The following is a 22,437-nucleotide window of genomic DNA, read 5'->3' as shown; positions in this document are numbered from 1 at the left end:
CCTTCAAATAAATATAGTACTTATTTAGCCATATAATAGGTAGAAAAGCAACGTATATGGATTCGATTTCATAAAGAAAGAGTTTTCTTAACATTTGTCATAATAAGTATATTTTTCATGATTCTGTTGTTAATTCCGTAATGTGGATGTAATAGGGGAGGGAATAAAAAAAGACTGCTGAGATTTCTCAGCAGTCTTTTCATGTACATTACATTGAGAAGAAGATCCATACAGTTAAACCAACTGTTGCAGTTGCAACGAAGAAACTGTAAATCATAGTAAGAACTTGAACTCTTCCTTCTCCTTCTTTTAAATGCATGAACATAATTAATTGTAACAACGCTTGCGCAACAGCCATTATGATAATGGTAGTTAAGATCGTTGATAGTGGCAGGTTTGTATAAAGTGCCACGTATAACGCTAGAAACGTTAGTGCAAGCGATAAAATAAATCCGAAAACGTGTGACCAAGGGAATCCGCTATGCGCATGCCCGTTTGCTTGGTTGTTATTTTGACCCATTTACGCCACCATCCCGTTCAAGTAAACTAGTGTGTAAATAAAGACCCAAACTAAATCAAGGAAATGCCAGTATAAGCTGATAATGAATACTTTACGAGCTGTAACTGGTGTTAAACCTCGTTTTAAAATTTGGATAATAACACAAATTGCCCAAATGATACCGCCTGTTACGTGGGCTCCGTGCGTTCCAAGAAGAACGAAGAATCCAGATAGGAAAGCACTTGTTTGAATTGTTGCGCCTTCACCAATATACATAATGAACTCTTCAATCTCGAAGAATAGGAAGCCTGCACCTAAAAGTAATGTAAGGACGAACCATCCAAGCATTGCTTTTTGGTTGTGCTTACGCATTTCGTGAATCACGATACCACATGTGAAACTACTTGTTAAAAGTAGTAATGTTTGAATTAAAAGCGTTTTAAGTTCAAACAGTTGTGCTGGTGTTGGGCCATCTGCCGTACGACCAGCAAGTACTAGATAAGAGGCGAAAAGTGTTGCGAACAGCATAATTTCAGCCCCAAGAAAAATCCAGAATCCTAGGATATTCAATCTGCTTTGTTCGGATTGATATTCCAAAGGTAAGCTTTTATCTAAAGCCGCCATATCATTTCACCTCTCATGCTACATGTTCTGATTTTTTAATTTCATCAACACTAATATAGTAACCTTCATCGTAATCGAATGAACGATAGATTAAGCAAGCTAAAATACCAATGCCGCCGATTGCTGCAAGCCAGAACCAGCTAAATACTAATGCGAAACCTGCAAGACCGAAGAATCCAGACGCAATAATAGGCACACCAGAGTTACTTGGCATGTGAATTGGTTTGATGTCTTCTGCTGCTGGTGTAACTGTTTCTCCGCGTTTTTTCATGTACCAGAAAGCATCAGCTTCTTTGATTTCAGGAAGTTTCGCGAAGTTGTAATGTTGTACAGGAGATTGAGTTGCCCATTCAAGTGTACGGCCGTCCCATGGATCTCCAGTTGTGTCACGTTCACCGTGACGAGCACTCCAAATTACGTTGTAGCAAAGAAGTAGGAAGCCGATACCCATCATTACCGCACCAACAGATGCGATTTGGTTTAGCCATCCCCATCCAAGACTTTCAGAGTAAGTGTACATACGACGAGTCATACCGTCTAAACCTAAGAAGTACATTGGGAAGAAACAGATGTTGAATCCGCTCATAAAGATCCAGAATGTCCATTTACCTAGGCGTTCATTTAACATATGACCAGTCATTTTTGGATACCAGAATGTGAATCCAGCAAGCATAGCGAATACTGTACCTGCGATTAATACGTAGTGGAAGTGAGCGATTAGGAAGTAGCTGTTATGGTACTGATAATCAGCTGCTGCCATACCAAGCATAACCCCTGTAACCCCACCGACTACGAAGTTTGGAATAAATGCCAATGACCAAAGCATTGGAACTGTAAAACGAATACGTCCTTTATACAGTGTAAACAACCAGTTAAAGATCTTAACCCCGGTTGGAATCGAAATCGCCATTGTCGAAATCGAGAAGAATGAGTTAACCGCTGGACCTGCACCCATCGTGAAGAAGTGGTGAAGCCATACGACGAAACTTAGTAAAGAAATTGCAACCATTGAGTATACCATCGCACTGTAACCGAATAGACGTTTACGTGAGAATGTACTAATGATTTCAGAGAAAATACCGAATGCCGGTAAAATAACGATATATACTTCAGGGTGACCCCATACCCAGAATAGGTTGGCCCATAACATTGGCATACCGCCGCTCGCCATCGTAAAGAAGTGAGCATCGAATAGACGGTCAAATGTCATTAATGCAAGAGCAACTGTTAATACTGGGAAAGCGAAAATAATGATAATCGTTGTAATTAAGATTGACCAAGTAAACATTGGCATTCTCATTAAAGTCATACCAGGTGTACGCATTTTTAAGATAGTAACAAGGAAGTTAATACCTGTCATTAACGTACCGAGACCTGAAATCTGTAATGCAATTGCGTAGTAGTTATTTCCTACACCAGAAGTAAACTCTGTACCTGCCATTGGGAAGTAAGAAGTCCACCCAGCGTCTGGAGAACCACCGATTACGAAAGCGATGTTGAATAACATTGCTCCGACAAAGAATAACCAGAAACTTAAAGCATTTAAGAACGGATATGCAACGTCACGAGCACCAATTTGTAATGGTACTACAAGGTTCATTAATCCCATAACGAATGGCATCGCCATGAAAAGAATCATAACTGTACCATGTGTTGTGAAGATTCCGTTATAGTGTTCAGCGTTTAAATAAGTTGTTTCAGGGAATGTTAACTGTGCACGGATCATTAAACCGTCCATACCACCACGGAATAACATAATAACCGCAGAGATAATATACATGGCCCCAATCTTTTTATGGTCAACAGTTGTTAACCATTCGTCCCAAAGCCATTTCCATTTTTTATACTTAGTTAGTACGAAAATGATTGCTAATGTCACAAGAACGATAGAAGCGTCTGCACCGTAAATAATCGGGTCACCTGTGACAAAGAATTCATCAAGCTTCACTGTGTTCACTCCAATCTGTTGGAATTATAGCTATTATTTTTTGTTTTTGTAGTAGTTGTAATCACAATATTCAAGTGATTTTGGATCTACATAACTTAAGTGATGGCTAGAGAATGTCATACGACCAACTACACCAGGTTTAACAATTTCGTTGTACTTATCTTCTGTTAGTTTAGGAGCAGTTTGTTGTACTTCTTTAACCCACTTGTCATATTTCTCTTTAGTTTTTGCTTCAACTTCGAACTCCATGTGAGTAAATCCTTCACCAGAGAAGTTCGCGCTACGACCTAGGTAAGAACCTGGTTTGTCAGCTTGTAAATAAAGGTCCATAATCATGCCATCCATTGTGTACTTCATACCACCAAGTTCTGGTACCCAGAAAGCATTCATTGGGCCGACAGAAGTCAGTTTGAATTGAATTGGTACACCAGCTGGGATGTTTAAATAGTTAACGGTTTCAATTTTTTCCTCTGGGTAACTGAATAACCATTTCCAGTTTGCAGATGTAACATAAATCTCCACTGGTTTAATATGTTTGGACTCTTTCGGAACCTCTTCCGAAGCATAAGTTGCTTTTACTGTTGGAATCGATAATGCGATAACGATAATAACAGGAACAAGCGTCCAAATGATTTCTAATAATGTGTTACCGTGTTGTTCAGGTGGCTCATAGTCCATATTCTCTGGTTTTTCACGATAACGAATCAAGATGACTGTAAACAAGATGAATACAATTGCGATAATTAATGACATAAGCAAGAATGACCAAACAATTAAATCATACTGTGCTTTTGCAACAGGTCCTTGCGGATTTAATACTGCGAGTTTTTTATCACAGCCACCGAGGAACAGAAGTAATGATAACGGAAGAAGCGAAGCCAACTTCCAAAACGCTTTCTTTAGTTGCACGATTGAAAATCTCCTTTCTCCTTGGATTGAAACTATGCCAATAAAACAATATAAACCTATTAATTTATAGAAGGCAATAGTTTTTGAGATATTGTTAAAAAATAGACACAAATGCACACTTTTTAAGGTGAATATCATTTGTAACTTGATTACATTGTAAACTATTTTCCAGAGAAAAATGCGATTGTGAAAATTTTAAGATAAATAAAGTTATACCAGGATACCCAAGAAATAGAAAAAAGCTATCTTATCATAAGAAAGATAGCTGAATATTTCGTATATTTAGTTTATTTCTTGTGAAATAGTCTGTTGTTGTTCAAATGTGACAATTTTTTTATATTTCACTTGATATAAAATGTAACAAATGACCATAAATGGAATGCCGCAATAAAGAGCGATTCTCTGATCTGGAATGAAAGCTAAACTAACAAATGTAATAAAATTGAGTGAGAACGCTACAATTGGAACGAGCGGATAAAGTGGTGTGCGATATTTTAAATCATTTATGTCACCACCGTTTTTCACGAAGTTTCTACGGAAGAAAAACTGTGAAGCCGCAATTGACATCCAAACGACAACAGCAGCCATTGCTGCGATAGATGTTAAAACTAAAAAGACAGTATCTGCTGCAAATACACTTGTTAATAGGGATAGACTTGCAAAGATTAGACTGAAAATCAATGCGTTTAGTGGTACACCTTTTTTAGTTAATTTCGTAAATGCTGGACTTGCCATTCCTTGTTTTGCCATCGCCCAAAGCATACGCGAATTTGCGTATAGACCAGAATTGGCTACGGATAATACAGCTGTAATAATAACAAAGTTCATAATGTCTGCTGCATATGGAACACCAGCTACATCAAATACAAGTACAAATGGACTTTCGACTAGATTAGCCTCTTGCCACGGGAGTAAACCTACAACAACTGATATTGCTAGGACGAAGAAGAATAGTGTGCGCCAAATGGTATTTTTGATTGCTTTAGGAATTGTTTTTTCAGGATTTTCACTTTCTCCTGAAGCAATTCCGATTAATTCTGTTCCTTGGAAGGAGTAATTTACTGTAATCATTGTAAGAAGAACAGCTAATGCACCATTTGGAAATAGGCCGCCATTTTCAGTGAAATTGTGAAGCATTGGAGCTGGTTTTCCGTTAAAGTCTAGTAGACCGAACATAACTGCACCACCGAGTACGATGAAAACAACAATAGTTGCGACTTTTACACTTGCGAACCAAAATTCTGCTTCTGCATATGCTTTTGCTGATAAAGCGTTTACAAGAAAGAGTGCTGCCGCAAATGTAACACACCAAATCCACGAAGAAACGTCTGGAAACCATCGTTTCATTAAAATACTTACAGTTGTTAACTCTACTCCAACTGTAACAGCCCAATTTAACCAATACATCCAACCGACAACAAAACCAAAACCAGGTGAAATAAATTTGCTTGCATAGCTTTGGAATGAACCTGCTTCTGGCATAGCTACGGATAATTCACCAAGACATAACATCGTTAAATACATAACAAATCCACCGACTAAAAATGCAAGAATAGCACCACCAGGGCCGGCGTTATGGACGATTTGACCAGATCCCATAAATAGGCCAGTTCCGATAACACCACCAAGTGCAATCATAAATAGGTGTCTACTTTTCATTGTACGTTTTAAATCTGTTTGTTCTACTTGTTGATTCATATGCCCCTCACCCCGTTATTTTCTTATATGTGTTAACTGGTTTTCATTCTGAGTTTTTAATCATTAGTGGGGGATGTGACACATACTCAGTTTATTTGCTATGAAATGAATGAAGTATGTAAAAAAACGAACTATGACTAAATACTCTAAGAATGTGTTTATTAACAAGGTGATATCTTCACCATGTTAATAATTTTGATTTTAGCAAAATGTTGCTAAAAAGTATATTGTTTTTTCTTTTTATTAAAAATAATTAGAATTTTATAACGATGTAGTTATGAACAATAATTCACAGAATCTTTCTAGCAAACTAGCAAGAAGAAAGGTACAATGGTAAGGGGTATGTCTGTAAAATAATAATTAATGGAGTTTTGTTTAAAATGAAAAAGTTAAAATATCTTTTTGTTTTTGGAATTATATTTGCTGCAGCGTTTTTTATAGGGAAGGATAAGATTATACAAAAGGCACAAGTGCTACGCTTAGATTTTCTATCTGAAATGAAAGAAGCGGCTATGATTGAAAATGTTCCGTTTATAAAGCAGTTACCAGAATTACCTCGTGGATGTGAAGTGACAAGCTTAGCTATGTTGCTACAATATAAAGGTGTGCAAGTAGATAAGATGCAACTTGCTAGTGAAATTCATCGAGTTCCATTTGAACAAAATGGTTTGCGTGGAAATCCGTATGAGGGATTTGTTGGAAATATTTATACGAAAGCTGAACCAGGATATGGTGTATACAATAAACCAATCTTTAATTTAGCAGAAAAATATGTTTCTGAAAAAGTAATTAATTTAACAGATAGAGATGTGAAAGATCTATATAAGGTAATTAGTTCTGGTTCTCCAGTATGGGTTATTATTAATACAACATTTAAGCCGCTAGCTGAAAGTAGTTTTGAAACATGGAATACAAGTTCTGGGGAAGTGAAAATTACATATTTTGAGCATAGTGTAGTAGTAGTTGGATACGATCAAAACTTTGTATATGTAAATGATCCTCTAAAAAATAATCCGCGTTTTGCCGTTCCGCGAGCAGAGTTTGAGAAAGCGTGGGAGCAAATGGGGAAACAAGCGATTACTATTTTATAATAATGAAAAAGTCATCATTTCGATGGCTTTTTATTTTTAAGTATTTATGATAGAAAATTCGGAAGATTCTTTTAAAAGTTAACAATTCACGTTATAATAACATTTAACTTGGTGAAGAAGGGGAGAAGAGAAATGGATGTAGCGAAGGAACTAGTTGTATCGAAAAATCAATTGATTGAGTGGAGAAGGCATTTTCATAAGTATCCAGAGTTATCTTTTCAAGAAGAAAAAACATCACAGTTTGTGTTCGACATACTTCGGAAAATTCCACATTTAGAAGTGTTAAGACCTACTAAATATAGTGTAATGGCAAGATTAATTGGTAAGCAGCCTGGTAAAACCATTGCGGTTCGTGCTGACATGGATGCTCTTCCTATTCATGAAGAAAATGAGTTTGACTTTATTTCTACATATCCGGGTGTAATGCATGCATGTGGCCATGATGGACATATAGCGATATTACTTGGAGTTGTACATAAGTTAGTAGAAGCAAGAGAGGAAATTAAAGGGGAGATTCGTTTTCTATTCCAACATGCTGAAGAAAACTTTCCTGGCGGTGCAGAGGAAATGGTTGCAGCGGGTGTAATGGAAGGGGTCGATTATATTATTGGTGCTCACCTTTGGGCATCGTTAGAGGTTGGAAAAGTAGGTGTAATTTATGGTCCCGCAATGGCTGCTCCAGATGTTTTTAAAATTATAATAGAAGGAAAAGGTGGACATGCTGGAATCCCTCATGAAACAGTTGATAGTATTGCAATTGGTACACAAGTGGTTTCGCAACTTCAGCAAATTGTCTCTCGCCTCACGAATCCGTTAGATTCTCTTGTAGTATCTGTTACGCAATTTCACGCTGGGACAACTCATAATGTGATTCCAGAACAAGCGGAGATTGAAGGGACAGTGCGGAGTTTAAGACATGAGTTGCGAGAAGAAACAGAGAAAAGAATTGAACAGATTGTAAAGCATGTGACGGAAGCTTACGGAGCGAAATATACGTTTTCTTATGAATATGGATATCGTCCAGTAGTAAATGATTATGAAGTGACAGAGATTATTGAGCAAACAGCATTACAGCTTTATGGAAGAGAACGAGTTACTCGTTTACAGCCGACGATGGCTGGAGAAGATTTTTCAGCGTTTTTACAAAAAGCACCAGGGACATTCTTTTTTATCGGAGCAGGAAACAAAGAGAAAGGAATTATATATCCTCACCATCATCCTCGTTTTATGATTGATGAAGATGCATTACCAATTGGCGTGCAAGTCTTTGTATCATCGATTATGAATTTCATAAGTAAAGGAGAATGAGATGAAGAAAATACACGTATTAGCGCTTATTCCAGTTTTTTGTTTAGTTGTTGGCCCCGTATTTGCTAATTCAGTTACTCCTTACATATTAGGGATGCCATTTTTATTATTTTGGATATTATTATCAGTGCTTATTACATCTCTTTGTATGGGGATTGTGTACGTATTTGATCCTGCTAATAAGGGGGATGTAAAATGACCGCATTACTTATCATTATTTTATTTTTGTTTCTCGCACTATTTTTGGGAATTCGGGCGCAACATGGAAAAGATATGAATTTAGAGCAATGGTCAGTTGGAGGAAGAGGCTTTGGTACTATTTTTGTTTTTCTTCTTATGGCAGGTGAAATTTATACGACATTCACATTTTTAGGTGGAAGTGGATGGGCGTATAGTAAAGGAGCACCTACTTTTTATATTTTAGGTTATGGTGCGTTAGCTTATATTTTATCTTATTTTTTATTACCACCAGTTTGGAAGTATGCAAAAGAGCATAATCTAGTTTCGCAGCCAGATTTTTTTGTGAAGAAATATAAGAGTCAGGCACTTGGCCTTATCGTTTCTATCATTGGGGTTATTTCGATTATCCCATACCTTGTTTTACAGTTAAAAGGATTAGGAATTATTGTTTCGGAAGCGTCTTACGGAAGGGTATCACCAGTTATCGCAGTGTGGATTGGCGCAATTGTTATAACGATATATGTAATGGTTTCAGGTATACACGGCTCTGCTTGGACGGCCGCTTTGAAGGATATTATGATCCTGTTTATCGTTATGTTTTTAGGTATATATTTACCATACCATTATTACGGAGGATTTCAGCCGATGTTTGAAGCTGTAGAAGCAGCAAAACCAGGATTTTTATCTTTACCTGATGAAGGAATGAGCATTTCTTGGTTTGTTTCTACTATTGTATTAACAGCTCTCGGTTTCTATATGTGGCCCCATACATTTGCCTCTGCTTTCTCTGCAAAAAATGAAAAAGTATTTCGTAAAAATGCGGCCATTATGCCACTGTACTCTTTAGTTTTACTTTTCGTGTTCTTTGCAGGGTTCGCAGCTATTTTGCAAGTTCCTGGATTAAAGGGAGGGGATGTAGACCTTTCGTTATTCCGTCTGGCTCTTCAAACTTTTGATCCTTGGTTTATTGGGATTATTGGTAGTGCTGGAGTTTTAACGGCATTAGTTCCAGGTTCTATGCTTGTCATGGCCGCTTCTACATTATTAGCGAAAAATATTTACCGAACAATGGTCCCATCTGCCTCGGATCGACAAGTGGCAAAAGTAGCGAAATTATTTGTTCCTGTAGTAACGCTTGTAGCTGTTTTGTTTACTTTTAAAGGTGGAGAAACGATAGGAGCACTTCTTTTAATGGGATATAGTATAGTGACACAACTTTTCCCGGCACTTGTATGTAGTTTGTTTCCACGTCAGACTATTACGAAGCAAGGGGCAATTGCCGGGATGGGGATTGGGTTATTAGTGGTTGCGTATATTACTTTATCTGGTTCAACTATAGCTACGATGTTTCCGGGTTTCCCTCAATATATAAAAGATTTAAATGTAGGTATAGTCGCGCTGTTAATGAATATGATTGTGATGTTTATCGTTAGCGGATTCACTAAAAATGTATCTATAAAGAAAGATAATATAATAGTAGAAAAGTAATTCGTATGCTAGAGCTATCTTTGAAAAGAGATAGCTCTTTTTTTGTATATATTTTCTTCTATTAGCGGAATCTAACTAAAAACTTGTTGAAAAGGAAGTTAGGTGGGGGATTTGTTAAAGCTAAAAGGTAACTTATTTGAAGTTATGAGAGAAATTAGAGATGAGTTAGGTTCGCCTAATGATTTGACAATTAGGGAAGTTGCCCTTGCTGGTAGTTTTACACGTTGTGCTGTTGTCTTTTTATGTGGGTTAACAGATAAGGATAACGTTTATAAATATGTAGTTCGTACGCTTCAATATGAAGAGATACAAAAAGACGAAGCTGTTGTTCAAACATTATTAGATCGCTTTATTTCTATTGCAGAAGTTGGTAAGAAGACAACGTTGCCGGATATTATAAATGCGATTTTAGCGGGAGATACAGTTATATTAATTGATAATATTCAAACCGCTATCGTAATTAATAGTAGGGCTTGGGAAAAAAGAAGTTTAGAACCGCCAGTAACAGAAGATTTAATACGTGGACCGAGAATTGGATTAAATGAAGATATTAACGTGAATAAAGTATTAATTCGCCGTAGTTTACGTGACCCAAAGCTGAGATTTCAATCTTATATTATGGGAAAGAGATCCCAAAAAGAGGTGACTTTAGTATATATAGAAGACATTATTAATCCTTACATTGTAAAAGAGCTAGATCGGCGTCTTCAATCCATAGTGACAGATGTCGTTTTTGAGACGGGTACAATTGAGCAATTAATTCAAGATAATAATTTGTCGCCGTTTCCGCAGTTTTTGAATACGGAAAGGCCTGATAATATTGTGGCCTCATTAACGAAAGGAAAGGCAGCTATTTTGGTGGATGGATCTCCCTTTGCCCTTATAGCTCCGCTAGTGTTTGTTGATATTTTTCAATCTGTGGAAGATCATTATGAGCGTTGGGTAATAGGGACTTTATTAAGAATTTTGCGGATGGGTTCTGGTATAGTTGCAATTTTAATGCCAGCGATGTATGTAGCGCTTGTCTCATATCACCAAGGACTTATTCCTTCTAAATTGGCTTATTCGATTGCTGGAGCAAGAGAAGGTGTTCCTTTTCCTGCCTATATTGAAACGTTAATGATGGCATTAACGATGGAGTTAATACGAGAAGCAGGAATTAGGTTGCCGAAACCGATGGGACAAACAATTGGGATTGTAGGTGGTCTTGTAATTGGAGAGGCAGCGGTGAATGCAGGAATTGTAAATCCATTTTTAGTTATCATTATTGCGGTTACAGCTATTGCTACATTTTCACTTCCAGTGTATAGCATCACAATTACGTTTCGAATTTTACTTTTCGTCTTTGTATTAGCAGCAACGGCTTTTGGGTTGTATGGAATCATTCTAGCTCTTATTGCGCTTGCTGTTCATATTACAAATTTAACAAGTGTTGGTGTGCCGTATACAACTCCAATTGCTCCCGCATTCTATAAAGATTGGAAAGAAGAGCTTATTCGTTTGCCGAAATCAATGTTGAAAGAGAGACCGGAATATTTACAAACGAAGGATTCTACAATACGTCCAAAGGAGCGAGAATAATTGAAACCATTTGAGTATGGCGATGAAGAGATTGGATCTCGGGAAATTGGGTTTGCGGTATCTTCGACCATTATTGGTATAGGAGCATTGTCTATGCCAAGAGATATCGCTAACCAAACTTTATTTTCGGACGGTTGGATTATTTTGCTTTTGGGTGGATTGGTGTGTGCAGTTTTAGGTTGGTTTGTAACGAGGGTAGCTATTTTATTCCCGAAACAAAACTTTGTTCAATATACGAGTGCGCATTTGACAAAGCCTGTTGCATACACGATTAGCAGCGTTTTAGTATTAACGTTTGCTGCGTTGACAGCATATGAATCGCGAATGATTTCAATTATTTCCCAAACGTATTTGTTTAGTGATACACCAATACAACTACTGTCTTTCTTCTTCTTATTAGTTGTTATTTATGGAATAGCAGGATCTAGAGCAGCTTTATTAAGGTTAAATGTTCTATTTTTACCTATTGTTTTAATTGCGATAGTGCTTCTTTCTTTATTGAATATAAATTTAATGGAAATAAATAATTTACTACCAGCCTTTCAAACGGAAGTGAGTCAATATGCTGTTGGAGTTAAAAATTCTATTTTTACGTTTATTGGATTTGAAGTAGCTCTGTTTTATGCTGTGTTGCTGAATGATAAGGCGGCAAAAAAAGCACCAATGGCAGTTGCGAAAGCGGTAATGGTAAATGTGTTGTCGTACATTTTAATTTATGTAACTTGTATTAGTGTTTTTACGTATATGACAACTCGTGGATTGACGTACCCAACAATTGAATTAGGGAAAGAAATTGAAATTGGTGGAGGGTTTTTAGAAAGATTTGATGCAATTTTTTTTACAACTTGGATTATTACTATTTATAACACTACGGCCATGTATTATGATGTCGCATCATTATTATTTTGCGCTATGTTTCCCAAAGTGAAGAAACATATTTTCATTTTTGTAAGTGCCCCGATTATTTTTATGGTGAATATGATGCCTAGTAGTTTAAATGCTTTATCAAATTATGGAACTTATTTAGCTTGGATAGATATGGGGTTTGTCGTGTTAGCACCTTTGTTAGTTTTTATTGTATATAAAATAAGAAGAAGGAATGGTAGAAATGAAACACCTTCTTAAAATTATAATGCTTATGGTTTTAGTTGGATCTATCAGTGGGTGTTCTGAGCTAGAAGAAATAGAAGAAAGAGGATTTGTAGTAGGTGCAGCCTATGATATCGTGAAAAAAAAGAAATCGAATCCGATTATGAAAGGGACGTATCAGATGGTGCTTCCCAGTAAGCTAGCGCAACAAGGGGGACAAGGTGGTGGAGATAGTGAAAATTATATTAATGTGAGTGCGAAAGCAGATAGTGTCTTTGAGCAAATCCGAATTATTGCTAAAAAAATTAGTCGAACATTATTTTTTCCGCATATACAAGTGATTATTTTTTCGGAAGAATTACTGGCGAATCCGTATGTTTTGCAAAATACGTTAGATGTATATATTCGCGATCATGAAATGAGGAGAAATATTCGTTTGTTTGTTTCGAAGAAGAATGCCGAATCTATTTTAAAACAGAGTGCAAAACCTGAAAATTTACCGGCACAGTATATTGATATGTTAGCTGAACATCCTCCGAAAAATGCCCAAATGATTGAGGCTGCAAGAATTGGTGAGGTTCAGGAAAAGATGATTGCGAGCCGAAGCTTCGTATTACCTATTCTTGAATTAACAAAGCAAGGTGTACAAATGAACGGGGCAGCGTTGTTTCGTGGGAAGGATAATAAGTGTGTAGGTAGTTTGAATGGGGAAGAAACATTAGGAATGAATTATATAGTAGGTAAAAAAATTGGAGGTTTTTTTACTATCCGCAAAAAGAATCAACTTATTACATATGAAATTCATAAGTTGCGTCGGAAAATTAAAGTATCTACAACAAATGTTACAAAACCAAAGTTTAATATTCACTTATTTTTGGAAGGTACAATAGCTGAGTTACACTTTAGTGATCATAAAAAGGTCTTGAATGAAAAACGTTTAGAGAAGGATATTTCGAAGGAAATGGAGACGCGCATCCGAAAATCCGTTCAGCTTGTTCAAAAAAAATATAAGGTAGATGTATTAGAATTAGGGGAAGTGTATAAGCGGCATAATTATAAAGAGTGGAAAAAAATAAGTAAGAATTGGGATCAAGGTGAAAATTACTTTAGTGATGCTGAGGTTACTGTTCATGTTCATCCAACAATTGAACATACGGGTTCAGCTTTACCAAAAAGAGTAAAGTAAGGTGATGGAAGTTGTTTACTGGATTAGGAATTAGTTGCACAATATTAATGGCGATTCTTCCAGGCGCTATATACTTTATTCATAAGAAACTCACAACGTATGGAGCGCAGCCTTGGAATGCTGATGTGCAAAAAAAGAAACCTGAATGATTTCAGGTTTCTTTCGTGCAAAGCATATGTGAAGGGGATACCTTCTATGTATGCTTTGCTTTATACAAGCCCTAACCAATGTACCAATTGTGTAGAGAGGAATGTCACAACGATGGCGATAACGGTAGGGATTGCAAATGATAAGAATGTCCATTTTGCACTTTTTGTTTCTTTATATATGTTAACCAGTGTCGTTCCACATGGGAAATGAAGAAGTGAGAACAACATTGTGTTTAACGCTGTTAACCAAGTCCAACCATTTTCTAAGAATAAATTTTTAATTTGATTAAAATCATCTATTTCAGTTAAAGCCCCGGTTGATAAGTAAGACATTAATAAAATCGGGATAACAATTTCATTCGCTGGTAGTCCAAGAATAAACGCAGCTAGAATAAAGCCGTCAAGTCCTAACATTTTAGCAAATGGATCTAGAAAATTTACAAAATACATAAGTAAGCTTGTGTCACCGATGAAAATATTAGCTAGTAACCAAGTTAATGCAGCCGCAGGGGCAGCTACAACAACAGCTCGTTTTAAAACATAAACTGATTTATCGAGTGTTGCGCGTACAATTGTATTCCAAACCTTTGGCTTACGGTACGGCGGTAACTCAAGTGTGTAGTGAGTTGGAACGCCTTTTAAAGCTGTTTTTGATAGTACCCAAGAAACAGTTAATGTCATAACGATACCAATTACAACCATTCCAACTACAACGCCGGCAGTAACAAGTGTTTGTATACTACCTGTATAACCAGCAGCCATAAATAATGAGGCCATTAAAATTAACATAGGCCAGCGACCGTTACAAGGTACGAAGTTATTTGTTAAGATTGCAAGCATACGTTCACGTGGTGATTCAATAATACGTGTTGACATAATAGCTGCAGCGTTACAACCAAAGCCCATTGCCATTGTTAAAGATTGTTTACCGTGTGCACCAGAGCGTTTGAATAAGCGGTCCATATTAAACGCAACGCGTGGTAAGTATCCATAGTTTTCTAATAGTGCGAACATAGGGAAAAAGATGGCCATAGGTGGTAACATAACGCTAATAACAGCGCCGATACCACGGAATAAACCAAGTATTAAAATGCCATGTAACCATTCAGGTGCGTGTGCTGCTTGGAACCAAGAAGTTAAATATCCTTCGGCCCATCCGAAAAACTCAGCAATCATATCAGATGGTACGTTAGCACCAGCGATTGTAAGATAAAAAATGATAGATAAAATACCGAGCATAATTGGGAATCCCCATATTGGAGATGTGAAAATTTTATCTAGTTTTTCAGAACGATATAATTTATCCGTATTTGTATATTGAACAGATTCTTTACAGATGCTTGCAGATGTTCGATAAATATCTCCGACAATATCATCTCGTATATCTTCTTTTGAAAGTGTTTGAGCGTGTTGAATAATATAGTCTAATGGAAGAGCTTTACTGGCTGAGTGAGATTCCATTGATTACGACCTCCCTTACAAGTGGTTCGTTATGATGTTTTTCAAGTGCAGTTAAGAAATTTTTATCTCCATCTAATATACGTAATGCAATCCAACGTGCTGGATACGTATCACCGAATACTTTATAAATTTGTGGTTCTAATTCTCGAATCATATTTTCAATTTTTTCACTATAAGTAACTTTAATTGGTGCTGGAATTAGCTTTTTATTTGCTACTTTAGCAATGACATTTAGTAAATGACCGATGCCTACTCGGTTACGAGCGGAAATCTTAACTACAGGTACACCAAGTGATTTTGCTAATTTTTTTTCATCGATAACGATGCCTTTTTTCTCAGCTTCATCAATTAAGTTAATACAAATGACTACGTTACTCGTCATTTCCATCACTTGAAGTGCTAAATTTAAATTTCTTTCCATTGCTGTTGCATCTACAACAACTACAGTTACTTCTGGTTTTTCAAATATAATATAATCCCTTGCTACTTCTTCATCCGCAGAATTTGAATATAGTGAGTAAGTCCCAGGTAAATCTATTAATGTATATTTACTACCGTTATGTTCATATTCTCCTTCAGCTTTTAAAACAGTTTTTCCCGTCCAGTTTCCAGTATGTTGTTTTAAACCTGTTAAAGTATTAAATAATGTACTTTTCCCGGTATTTGGGTTGCCAGCTAAAGCAATGCGATATTTGCTCATCTGAAATCATCTCCTATTAATACCCCGAAAATAAGGGAACTTTCTTCCTTGCGTAGTGCGATAGTTGTGTTGCTTACTTGATAAGCGACCGGATCTCCAAGTGGGCTGCGTTGTAATACTTTAATTGTTGCGCCGGGGATAAATCCTAAATCTAATAAACGTCGTTTCATAGTTCCTTCTAATTGTATCTTCTCAATTTGTACAAACTCTCCAGTCTTAAATTCGGAAAGTGGTTTTTTATTAGCCGATACCATAAAAGTTACCTCATCTCTGTATTGTTAGTTTAAGTTTAAAAAGTTTCCTTAGGTAAACTTTTTGTTAGTAATATAGTAGACTACATTGGATGATGCTGTCAATTGGTACTTTAAAAATATTCATTTATTTTTAGAATTGTTCCAATTTATTTAGTTGTACTAAAAAATATTACTGAAATTCTGTGTAATGTACATAAATTAGGCGCGTAAAAGTAACAAAATACAACGGAATTGTAAATGTAACTTTAACTAAAAGGAAAAAAGAGTGAAAAATATTTACATTGAATTTACATTGTTAAGAATAAATTTACATTGCAGCCTAATTAGTGTGGATTTTGTTGGGTTCTTCAACTATAAATGTTGGGATTCCTAGTTTTTAAGGGGTATTATCGTCATTTACTTAAAATTAAAAATTGCTTAACACTCACATAATATTATTGTCCTACAATGAATTTGTGTTCGAAAGAAGTAGATAAATGTGAAAAGTGATAATCCAAATGGGGGTACAAGACATGGTCATGAAAAAGGGTATTAAATTTTCTTTAGCAGCTTTAGTGGTAGCGGGTTCATTAGTGGGATGTGGAAAAGCAGAAGAGACGTCAGGTAAAGATGCTAAAGGAAGCGATAATGCAAAACAAGAATTGTCAGGTACGATAGCAGCTGCAGGATCTACAGCACTTCAACCTCTTGCAGAGGAAGCTGGAAAGAAATTTATGGAGAAAAATTCAAACGTTTCTATTCAAGTGCAAGGTGGCGGTAGTGGAACTGGAATTAACCAAGTAGCTTCTGGTGCGGTCCAAATTGGTAACTCAGATGTTCCATCTGCAGATAAAATAAAAGATGCTGATAAGGCGAAAGAATTAGTAGATAACAAGGTAGCGGGTATTGCATTCGCACTTGTCGTAAATAAAGATGTAAAAGTTGATAATTTAACAGTACAACAAGTACAAGATATCTTCACTGGAAAAGTAACAAACTGGAAAGAGGTAGGCGGGAAAGATGAAAAAATTAACGTAATTAACCGTCCAGCTTCTTCTGGTACACGTGCTACATTTGAAAAAACAATTATGAAAGACGCGAAAATTAATGATGGAACTGGTACTACACAAGATTCTAACGGTGCAGTAGAACAAGCGATTAACTCTACTCCAGGTTCAGTAAGTTATTTAGCAATGTCTTACATGGTTGGCGAGAAAAAAGGTGCGCTACAAACAGTGAAAATTGATGGTGCTGAACCAAAAGTTGAAAACATTGCGTCTGGTAAATATCCATTCTGGTCTTACGAGTACATGGTAACGAAAGGTGAGGCAAAAGAAGCAACAAAAGCTTACATTGACTATGTAAAAGGTAAAGATTTTGAAAAGCAAGTAGAAGATATGGGCTATATTCCAATGTCTAAATTAAATAAGTAATAAAATTTATGGGGCTGGCTGCAAGGCCAGTCCTGTTCATTTCAATTTATGAAGTGGGGTCTGTCCTGTGATGAAGGGGAAAAAACAAATTAATTACGTGAAAAGTGAATATATAGGAAGATCACTTGTTACGTTTTGTGGTATTTTTATTGTTTTAGTTACATTAGCTATTATTGCATTTATTTGCGGTAAAGGAATTCAATCATTTACGCAAAGTGGTATCTCGTTTACTGAAATGTTAACATCGACAAAATGGAGTCCAAATGCTGATGAGGGAACTTTCGGGGCTGTAATTTTTATTGTAGGTTCAACGGTGGTTTCGTTAGGTGCGGTTATTATTAGTGCGCCAATTGCTATAGCTCTTGCTATATTCATGAATTTAATTTCGCCGAAGTTTGGAAATAAAGTATTGAAGCCTGTTTTAGAATTATTAGTTGGTATTCCTTCGGTTGTATACGGATTATTAGGGGTTACAATTTTAGTACCGCTATTACGTGATTCGTTTGGAGGAGTGGGCTTTAGTTTAATTGCAGGTATTGTTGTATTAAGTATAATGATTTTGCCTACTATTGCTAGTATCGCTTCTGATGCAATACGCTCTGTTCCATTTGATTATTTAGAAGCTTCTTATGGTTTAGGATCAACGAAATGGCAAGCGATTAGCCGAGTGATTGTTCCTGCTGCGAAAAAGGGGATTTTAACAGGTATTGTTTTAGGTTTAGCGCGTGCTTTTGGTGAAGCATTAGCGGTTCAAATGGTAATTGGGAATACGGTTAAATTACCAGAAGGCATATATAGCCCGACAGCAACGTTAACTGGTATTTTGACAATGGACATGACAAATACATTAAACGGAACTGCTTGGAACAATGCGCTATGGACTTTAGCAATGATTTTACTTGTTATTTCATTCCTGTTTATTTTAGTAATTCGAGCAATTGGGCAAAGAGGTGAGCGATAATAATGAATGCAAGAACGGTAAATAAAGTTTGGACAGGTATCTTTTATGCGGTTGCGGCTTTAGTTGTAGCTTTACTAGTGTTCTTAGTGTTTGAGATTTTACAAAAGGGATGGGGTTTTTGGGATCCTAATTTCTTGTTTGGAGAACCAAGTAATACAAGAGCTGGTGGTGGGATTGGTCCGCAGTTATTCAATTCTTTCTATATGCTTGTTATAACGCTTATTATATCTATTCCTCTCGGATTAGGCGCTGGAATATATTTAGCAGAGTATGCAAAACAAGGACGTTTTTTAAACTTTGTTCGTTTATGTATTGAGACAATGGCATCTTTACCTTCTATTGTTGTTGGTTTATTCGGTTTGTTAGTGTTCGTTACAATGACAGGATGGGGATACACAGTAATGGGTGGTGCCCTTGCTTTAACAATTTTAAACTTGCCAGGTTTAACTCGTGTTTGTGAAAATGCGATTTCAGAGGTTCCTTCTAATGTGAAAGAGGCGAGTCTTGGATTAGGTGCAACAAAGTGGCAAACGATCACTCGTATTATTATTCCGTCGTCACTACCACAAATTATTACAGGTGTTATTTTAGCGGCAGGTCGTATATTTGGTGAAGCGGCGGCATTAATTTATACAGCGGGTTTAACATCTCCAATTTTAAATTCAGCAGCGGACTTCTCAAGTCCTGCTCATCCTTTAAACCCATTTAGACCAGCTGAAACGTTAGCGGTTCACATTTGGAAGTTAAATTCTGAAGGAATTATTCCGGATGCGAAGTTAATTGCGACAAAGTCTGCAGCTGTATTAATTATTATGGTATTGCTATTCAATGTTATTTCACGCTTAGTAGCATCTATATTGCACAAACGTTTTACAGGAGCGAAAAGAAAAAGTAAAACGACGAAGAAGGTAAAAGCGGCATAAGTTATAAAGAAGAACTCTCTATTTATAAGTAGGGGGTTCTTTTTGCGTTTTAATATAGAAGGAAAAGGTATAGCGATTGTTGAATTTGTAATTCGTTATATAGATAAAGTGAAATTTTAAACAGTGGGGTTTTACTGCTCACAAATAGTGGGATAAAAAGATGAAAATGAGGGAGTGGGTTTAATTTGTTTTTTCTGCAAATGTCAGGTTTTCCAGGATCGGGAAAATCTACAGTTTCTAAGTATATAGGGGAGTTAACAGGTGCTATAATTGTAGATCATGACGTTTTGAAATCAGCATTGTTAAGATCACTAGAAGTGAAAGGTATTGAATCAACGATTATTGGTGGACTTGCGTATGATGCTGAATGGGCATTGATTGATTCATATTTAGAACAAGGACATAGTGTGATATTGGATAGTCCATGTCTATCCCGCATTTAACGGGCAGTAAGACCCCCACCTCAAAATTCAGCGAAAGCAAAGAAGTTAGGTGGGGGATTAACTGCCCGTAAAAGCCCGATTGGTTCAACTAATAATCAGTGGGGATGAACAAACCCCACTGATTAAAGTTTCACTTTATATGAAGGGATGGTTGAAAAAGGAATTAAGCTGTCTAATAAACATGGTGTGAAATATAAATATATTGAGTGTTATCTGAATGATATGGAAGAGATTAATATGAGACTACAAACACGTAAGCGTCTGGTCAGTCAAATTGAAAAGGTAGAGTCGGAAGTAGCTTTTAAAAAGTGGTTAAATGGTAGTAAAAGACCTCTAAATAGTGAATATCTTATTGTGAATTCTAGTGAACCTCTAGAGCGGTATGCAGAAAAAATGATGAATTATATAAGTAGGTAGAGAAAAAAGCGTTATCTTCATTCGTGAAGATAACGCTTTTTCGTTTAAATATCAGGTGTTTCTGTAGAAGTATTTATTTTTCTACGAGAGCGTCTTTTTCTCCCGATTTTATCTAATAGTTCATACATTACAGGAACGACTACTAATGTAAGGACAGTTGAGACTGCTAAACCGCCGATGACAACGACTGCCAAGCTTTTCGATACCATACTTCCTGCTTGTGATTGACCAAATAGGAGTGGTAGCATAGCGACGATTGTTGTAATAGCTGTCATAATAATTGGGCGTAATCTAGTGGAACCTGCTTCAAGTAAGGCCTCTCTTGTTTCCATACCGTGTTCTCGGTTTTGTTGTACTCTTTCTATTAATACGATAGCGTTTGTAACGACAATCCCGATTAACATTAATGCGCCAATCAAGGAATTTACATCAACTGGTGTTCCTGAAATGATTAATCCTAAAATACCGCCGACAGCAGCTAATGGCAAGGAGAACAAGATTGCAAAAGGAGCACGCGCCTGTCCAAAGGTAATAACCATAATTAAATATACAATCCCGATTGCAATCCCCATAATCTTGAATAAATCTGTGAAGTTCTCTTGCATAGATTCAGTGGCGCCTGCGATATTTACTTTGGCTCCGCTAGGTAAATCTAAGTCGGCTATCGCTTTGTTCACTTCTGCGCTTACCTTACTTAAATCTTCATTTGAAGCTTCTGCGGTAATTTGAATGGTTTCTTTTCCATCTTTATGGAAGATTTCTGTTTGAAGTTGCTTTTCTGAAATAGTTGCAATGTCTTTTAAAGGAATTGGTCCATTAATAGGTGATAGTATGTTTGTGTTTAAAATGTCTTCTTGTTTCGTAATGCTTTCTTTTTTATGTTCTATCATAATAGTAGTTTTTTCGTTATTGATTGAAACTTCACCAATAGGTGATTTCTTCATAAGGAATGCTACTTGTTGAGCTGCTAATTCTGGTGTTAATCCTAGTTGTTCGGCCTTTGTTTGATCAACATGGATTTGCCATTCTTTCTTAGAGTCTTCTAAATTCGTTTTTACTTTAGAAAGATCATCCATATCTTTTAGTTTTGTTTCGACGATAGTAGCAGCCTTTTTTAAATTCGTTTCGTTAGTGGCTGTTACGTTGAATTGCAAATTATTGCCGCCGCCAGAGCTTGAATAACTCGTTTTTATATAATCAAGTTCAGCGGGTTCAAAAGCGTTATATTCTTTTTTTAACTCTTTAATATATTGATCAATATCAGAGCCTTTCTTGAAGACTACAAATATACTGGCAAGATTATTTTTCGTCGTTTGCCCCCATTGTGCATCTTCTGTGCTAGATCCCATTCGTAAAATAACATCCGTTACATCTGAATTGGAAAGTAGCTTCTTTTCGAAATCAAAGGCTTTTTGTTTTTGTGTTTCAGGAGCGTAATCAGCTGGGAAAGTCATATTAATAGATAACATTGTGTCGTCTTCAGATTTTATATTCGCTTTCGGTAGTAATACATATGCAGCAATCGATCCTGCGAATAATAAAAAAGAAGTAAGTAGAATAATGAATTTATGCGAAAGAGCCCACTTTAATGTAGCCGTATATCGTGGTGAAGAACTTGGCTTTTTGTGTTTTGTTTTTTTGAGTAGTAAAAAAGCCATAAGTGGAACAACTGTTAGTGCAACGATTAAGGACGATAGTATAGAATATACGACCGCTAATACCATAGGTAACATTAATTTTCCGATTACTCCTGATACGAGGCCGATAGGTAGAAAAACAGCAACCGTTGTTAAGGTGGAAGAAGTAATTGCGACGGCGACCTCTTTCGTTGCATCGAGAATAATATCTTTAGAGAAAGATTCCTTTTGTAACCGGCGGAAAATATTCTCAATGACAACGATGCTATCATCGACGAGACGTCCAACTGCAACGGCTAAACCACCAAGTGTTAGAGTGTTAAGTGTGATGTTAGATTGGTGTAGTAAAAAGAGTGTTAATAAAATAGATAATGGAATACTGACAACAGCGATGAGTGTCGTTCGGAAATTGCGTAAAAAGATTAAGATAATTAGAGTTGCAGCAATTGCTCCAAGGATTACTTCTTTTCCCATGCTAG

20 protein-coding genes and 2 pseudogenes (1 of these 22 running past the window's edge) are annotated in these 22,437 nt (G+C 36.4%); 13 read left to right on the top strand and 9 right to left on the bottom strand.

From position 1 onward, the window contains the following. Positions 1–208: 208 nt before the first annotated feature. From qoxD to QCI47_RS24530, 5 genes are all read right to left on the bottom strand, one after another. Complete coding sequence (gene qoxD, locus QCI47_RS24550) at positions 209–520, bottom strand: cytochrome aa3 quinol oxidase subunit IV (RefSeq protein WP_000531380.1); 312 nt, start codon at positions 518–520, stop codon at positions 209–211. Beyond that, a complete protein-coding gene (qoxC, locus tag QCI47_RS24545) occupies positions 521–1,123 on the bottom strand; it encodes a cytochrome aa3 quinol oxidase subunit III (protein WP_000729317.1) in 603 nt (200 codons plus the stop codon). Between the two features lie 13 nt (positions 1,124–1,136). Then, positions 1,137–3,071, bottom strand: coding sequence for a cytochrome aa3 quinol oxidase subunit I (qoxB, locus tag QCI47_RS24540; RefSeq protein ID WP_000762372.1), 1,935 nt, complete (start codon positions 3,069–3,071; stop codon positions 1,137–1,139). A gap of 33 nt (positions 3,072–3,104) precedes the next feature. Next, positions 3,105–3,980, bottom strand: a complete 876-nt coding sequence (locus QCI47_RS24535; protein WP_001176167.1) for a cytochrome aa3 quinol oxidase subunit II — start codon at positions 3,978–3,980, stop codon at positions 3,105–3,107. Between the two features lie 282 nt (positions 3,981–4,262). Further along, on the bottom strand, positions 4,263–5,678 hold the full coding sequence (locus QCI47_RS24530; protein WP_001076078.1) for an amino acid permease: 1,416 nt from the start codon (positions 5,676–5,678) through the stop codon (positions 4,263–4,265). Between the two features lie 380 nt (positions 5,679–6,058). On the opposite strand from QCI47_RS24530, the gene QCI47_RS24525 reads away from it, so the two are divergent. The 8 genes from QCI47_RS24525 (at position 6,059) to QCI47_RS24490 (ending at position 13,750) form a co-directional block, all read left to right on the top strand. After that, the gene (locus tag QCI47_RS24525; RefSeq protein ID WP_000734470.1) at positions 6,059–6,769 is read left to right on the top strand and encodes a C39 family peptidase; all 711 of its coding nucleotides are present in this window, start codon (positions 6,059–6,061) and stop codon (positions 6,767–6,769) included. 132 nt (positions 6,770–6,901) lie between these two features. Continuing rightward, the gene (locus QCI47_RS24520) at positions 6,902–8,077 is read left to right on the top strand and encodes an amidohydrolase (protein ID WP_242231513.1); all 1,176 of its coding nucleotides are present in this window, start codon (positions 6,902–6,904) and stop codon (positions 8,075–8,077) included. A 1-nt stretch (position 8,078) separates the two neighbouring features. Continuing rightward, positions 8,079–8,276 carry a DUF3311 domain-containing protein gene (locus QCI47_RS24515; RefSeq protein WP_000719858.1) on the top strand — a complete coding sequence of 66 codons (198 nt, stop codon included), beginning with the start codon at positions 8,079–8,081 and terminating at the stop codon, positions 8,274–8,276. Beyond that, positions 8,273–9,745 (top strand): sodium:solute symporter family protein, encoded by a 1,473-nt coding sequence (locus QCI47_RS24510; RefSeq protein ID WP_000125920.1) that lies wholly within the window; start codon positions 8,273–8,275, stop codon positions 9,743–9,745. The genes QCI47_RS24515 and QCI47_RS24510 overlap by 4 nt, the downstream gene beginning before the upstream one ends. A 102-nt stretch (positions 9,746–9,847) precedes the next feature. Continuing rightward, complete coding sequence (gerLA, locus tag QCI47_RS24505; protein WP_309422355.1) at positions 9,848–11,326, top strand: spore germination protein GerLA; 1,479 nt, start codon at positions 9,848–9,850, stop codon at positions 11,324–11,326. After that, positions 11,327–12,451 carry a spore germination protein GerLB gene (gene gerLB / locus QCI47_RS24500; RefSeq protein ID WP_000802025.1) on the top strand — a complete coding sequence of 375 codons (1,125 nt, stop codon included), beginning with the start codon at positions 11,327–11,329 and terminating at the stop codon, positions 12,449–12,451. Further along, positions 12,435–13,601 (top strand): Ger(x)C family spore germination protein, encoded by a 1,167-nt coding sequence (locus QCI47_RS24495; RefSeq protein WP_000681624.1) that lies wholly within the window; start codon positions 12,435–12,437, stop codon positions 13,599–13,601. Before gerLB ends, QCI47_RS24495 begins: the two co-directional genes overlap by 17 nt. An 11-nt stretch (positions 13,602–13,612) precedes the next feature. Then, positions 13,613–13,750, top strand: a complete 138-nt coding sequence (locus QCI47_RS24490; RefSeq protein WP_071742034.1) for a hypothetical protein — start codon at positions 13,613–13,615, stop codon at positions 13,748–13,750. 60 nt (positions 13,751–13,810) lie between these two features. On the opposite strand, the gene QCI47_RS24485 is transcribed toward QCI47_RS24490, so the two are convergent. The 3 genes from QCI47_RS24485 to QCI47_RS24475 are packed head-to-tail and all read right to left on the bottom strand — an operon-like array spanning position 13,811 to position 16,165. Next, on the bottom strand, positions 13,811–15,211 hold the full coding sequence (locus QCI47_RS24485) for a nucleoside recognition domain-containing protein (RefSeq protein ID WP_000443598.1): 1,401 nt from the start codon (positions 15,209–15,211) through the stop codon (positions 13,811–13,813). Next, on the bottom strand, positions 15,189–15,911 hold the full coding sequence (locus QCI47_RS24480; RefSeq protein ID WP_000049870.1) for a FeoB small GTPase domain-containing protein: 723 nt from the start codon (positions 15,909–15,911) through the stop codon (positions 15,189–15,191). Before QCI47_RS24480 ends, QCI47_RS24485 begins: the two co-directional genes overlap by 23 nt. After that, entirely contained in the window at positions 15,908–16,165 is a 258-nt protein-coding gene (locus QCI47_RS24475; RefSeq protein ID WP_000252986.1) for a FeoA family protein, read from the bottom strand. The genes QCI47_RS24480 and QCI47_RS24475 overlap by 4 nt, the downstream gene beginning before the upstream one ends. Before the next feature lie 512 nt (positions 16,166–16,677). On the opposite strand from QCI47_RS24475, the gene QCI47_RS24470 reads away from it, so the two are divergent. The 5 genes and pseudogenes from QCI47_RS24470 to QCI47_RS24450 form a co-directional block, all read left to right on the top strand. Then, complete coding sequence (locus QCI47_RS24470) at positions 16,678–17,577, top strand: phosphate ABC transporter substrate-binding protein PstS (protein WP_000245119.1); 900 nt, start codon at positions 16,678–16,680, stop codon at positions 17,575–17,577. A 70-nt stretch (positions 17,578–17,647) separates the two neighbouring features. Then, positions 17,648–18,538: a phosphate ABC transporter permease subunit PstC gene (gene pstC, locus QCI47_RS24465; RefSeq protein WP_000676680.1), complete on the top strand. Its 891-nt coding sequence runs from the start codon at positions 17,648–17,650 to the stop codon at positions 18,536–18,538. A 2-nt stretch (positions 18,539–18,540) separates the two neighbouring features. Then, positions 18,541–19,461 (top strand): phosphate ABC transporter permease PstA, encoded by a 921-nt coding sequence (gene pstA, locus QCI47_RS24460; RefSeq protein ID WP_000994142.1) that lies wholly within the window; start codon positions 18,541–18,543, stop codon positions 19,459–19,461. A 185-nt stretch (positions 19,462–19,646) separates the two neighbouring features. Then, positions 19,647–19,889, top strand: a pseudogene (locus QCI47_RS24455) (P-loop nucleotide/nucleoside kinase family protein); the annotation flags it as partial. Between the two features lie 150 nt (positions 19,890–20,039). Further along, positions 20,040–20,321, top strand: a pseudogene (locus QCI47_RS24450) (AAA family ATPase); the annotation flags it as partial. A gap of 44 nt (positions 20,322–20,365) precedes the next feature. Here the strand turns inward: QCI47_RS24450 and QCI47_RS24445 are convergent. Further along, on the bottom strand, positions 20,366–22,437 hold the 3' portion of the coding sequence (locus tag QCI47_RS24445; RefSeq protein ID WP_309422357.1) for an efflux RND transporter permease subunit. 973 nt of this gene lie beyond the right edge of the window; the window shows 2,072 of its 3,045 coding nt (coding positions 974–3,045); the start codon falls outside the window, past its right edge — the gene reads right to left on this strand; its stop codon occupies positions 20,366–20,368.

The sequence above is a fragment of the Bacillus cereus group sp. RP29 genome, from assembly GCF_040459765.1.
GTDB lineage: Bacteria > Bacillota > Bacilli > Bacillales > Bacillaceae_G > Bacillus_A > Bacillus_A paranthracis.
The sequence above is the reverse complement of the archived record's forward strand: the minus strand, read 5'-3'. Positions and strand labels throughout refer to the sequence as shown.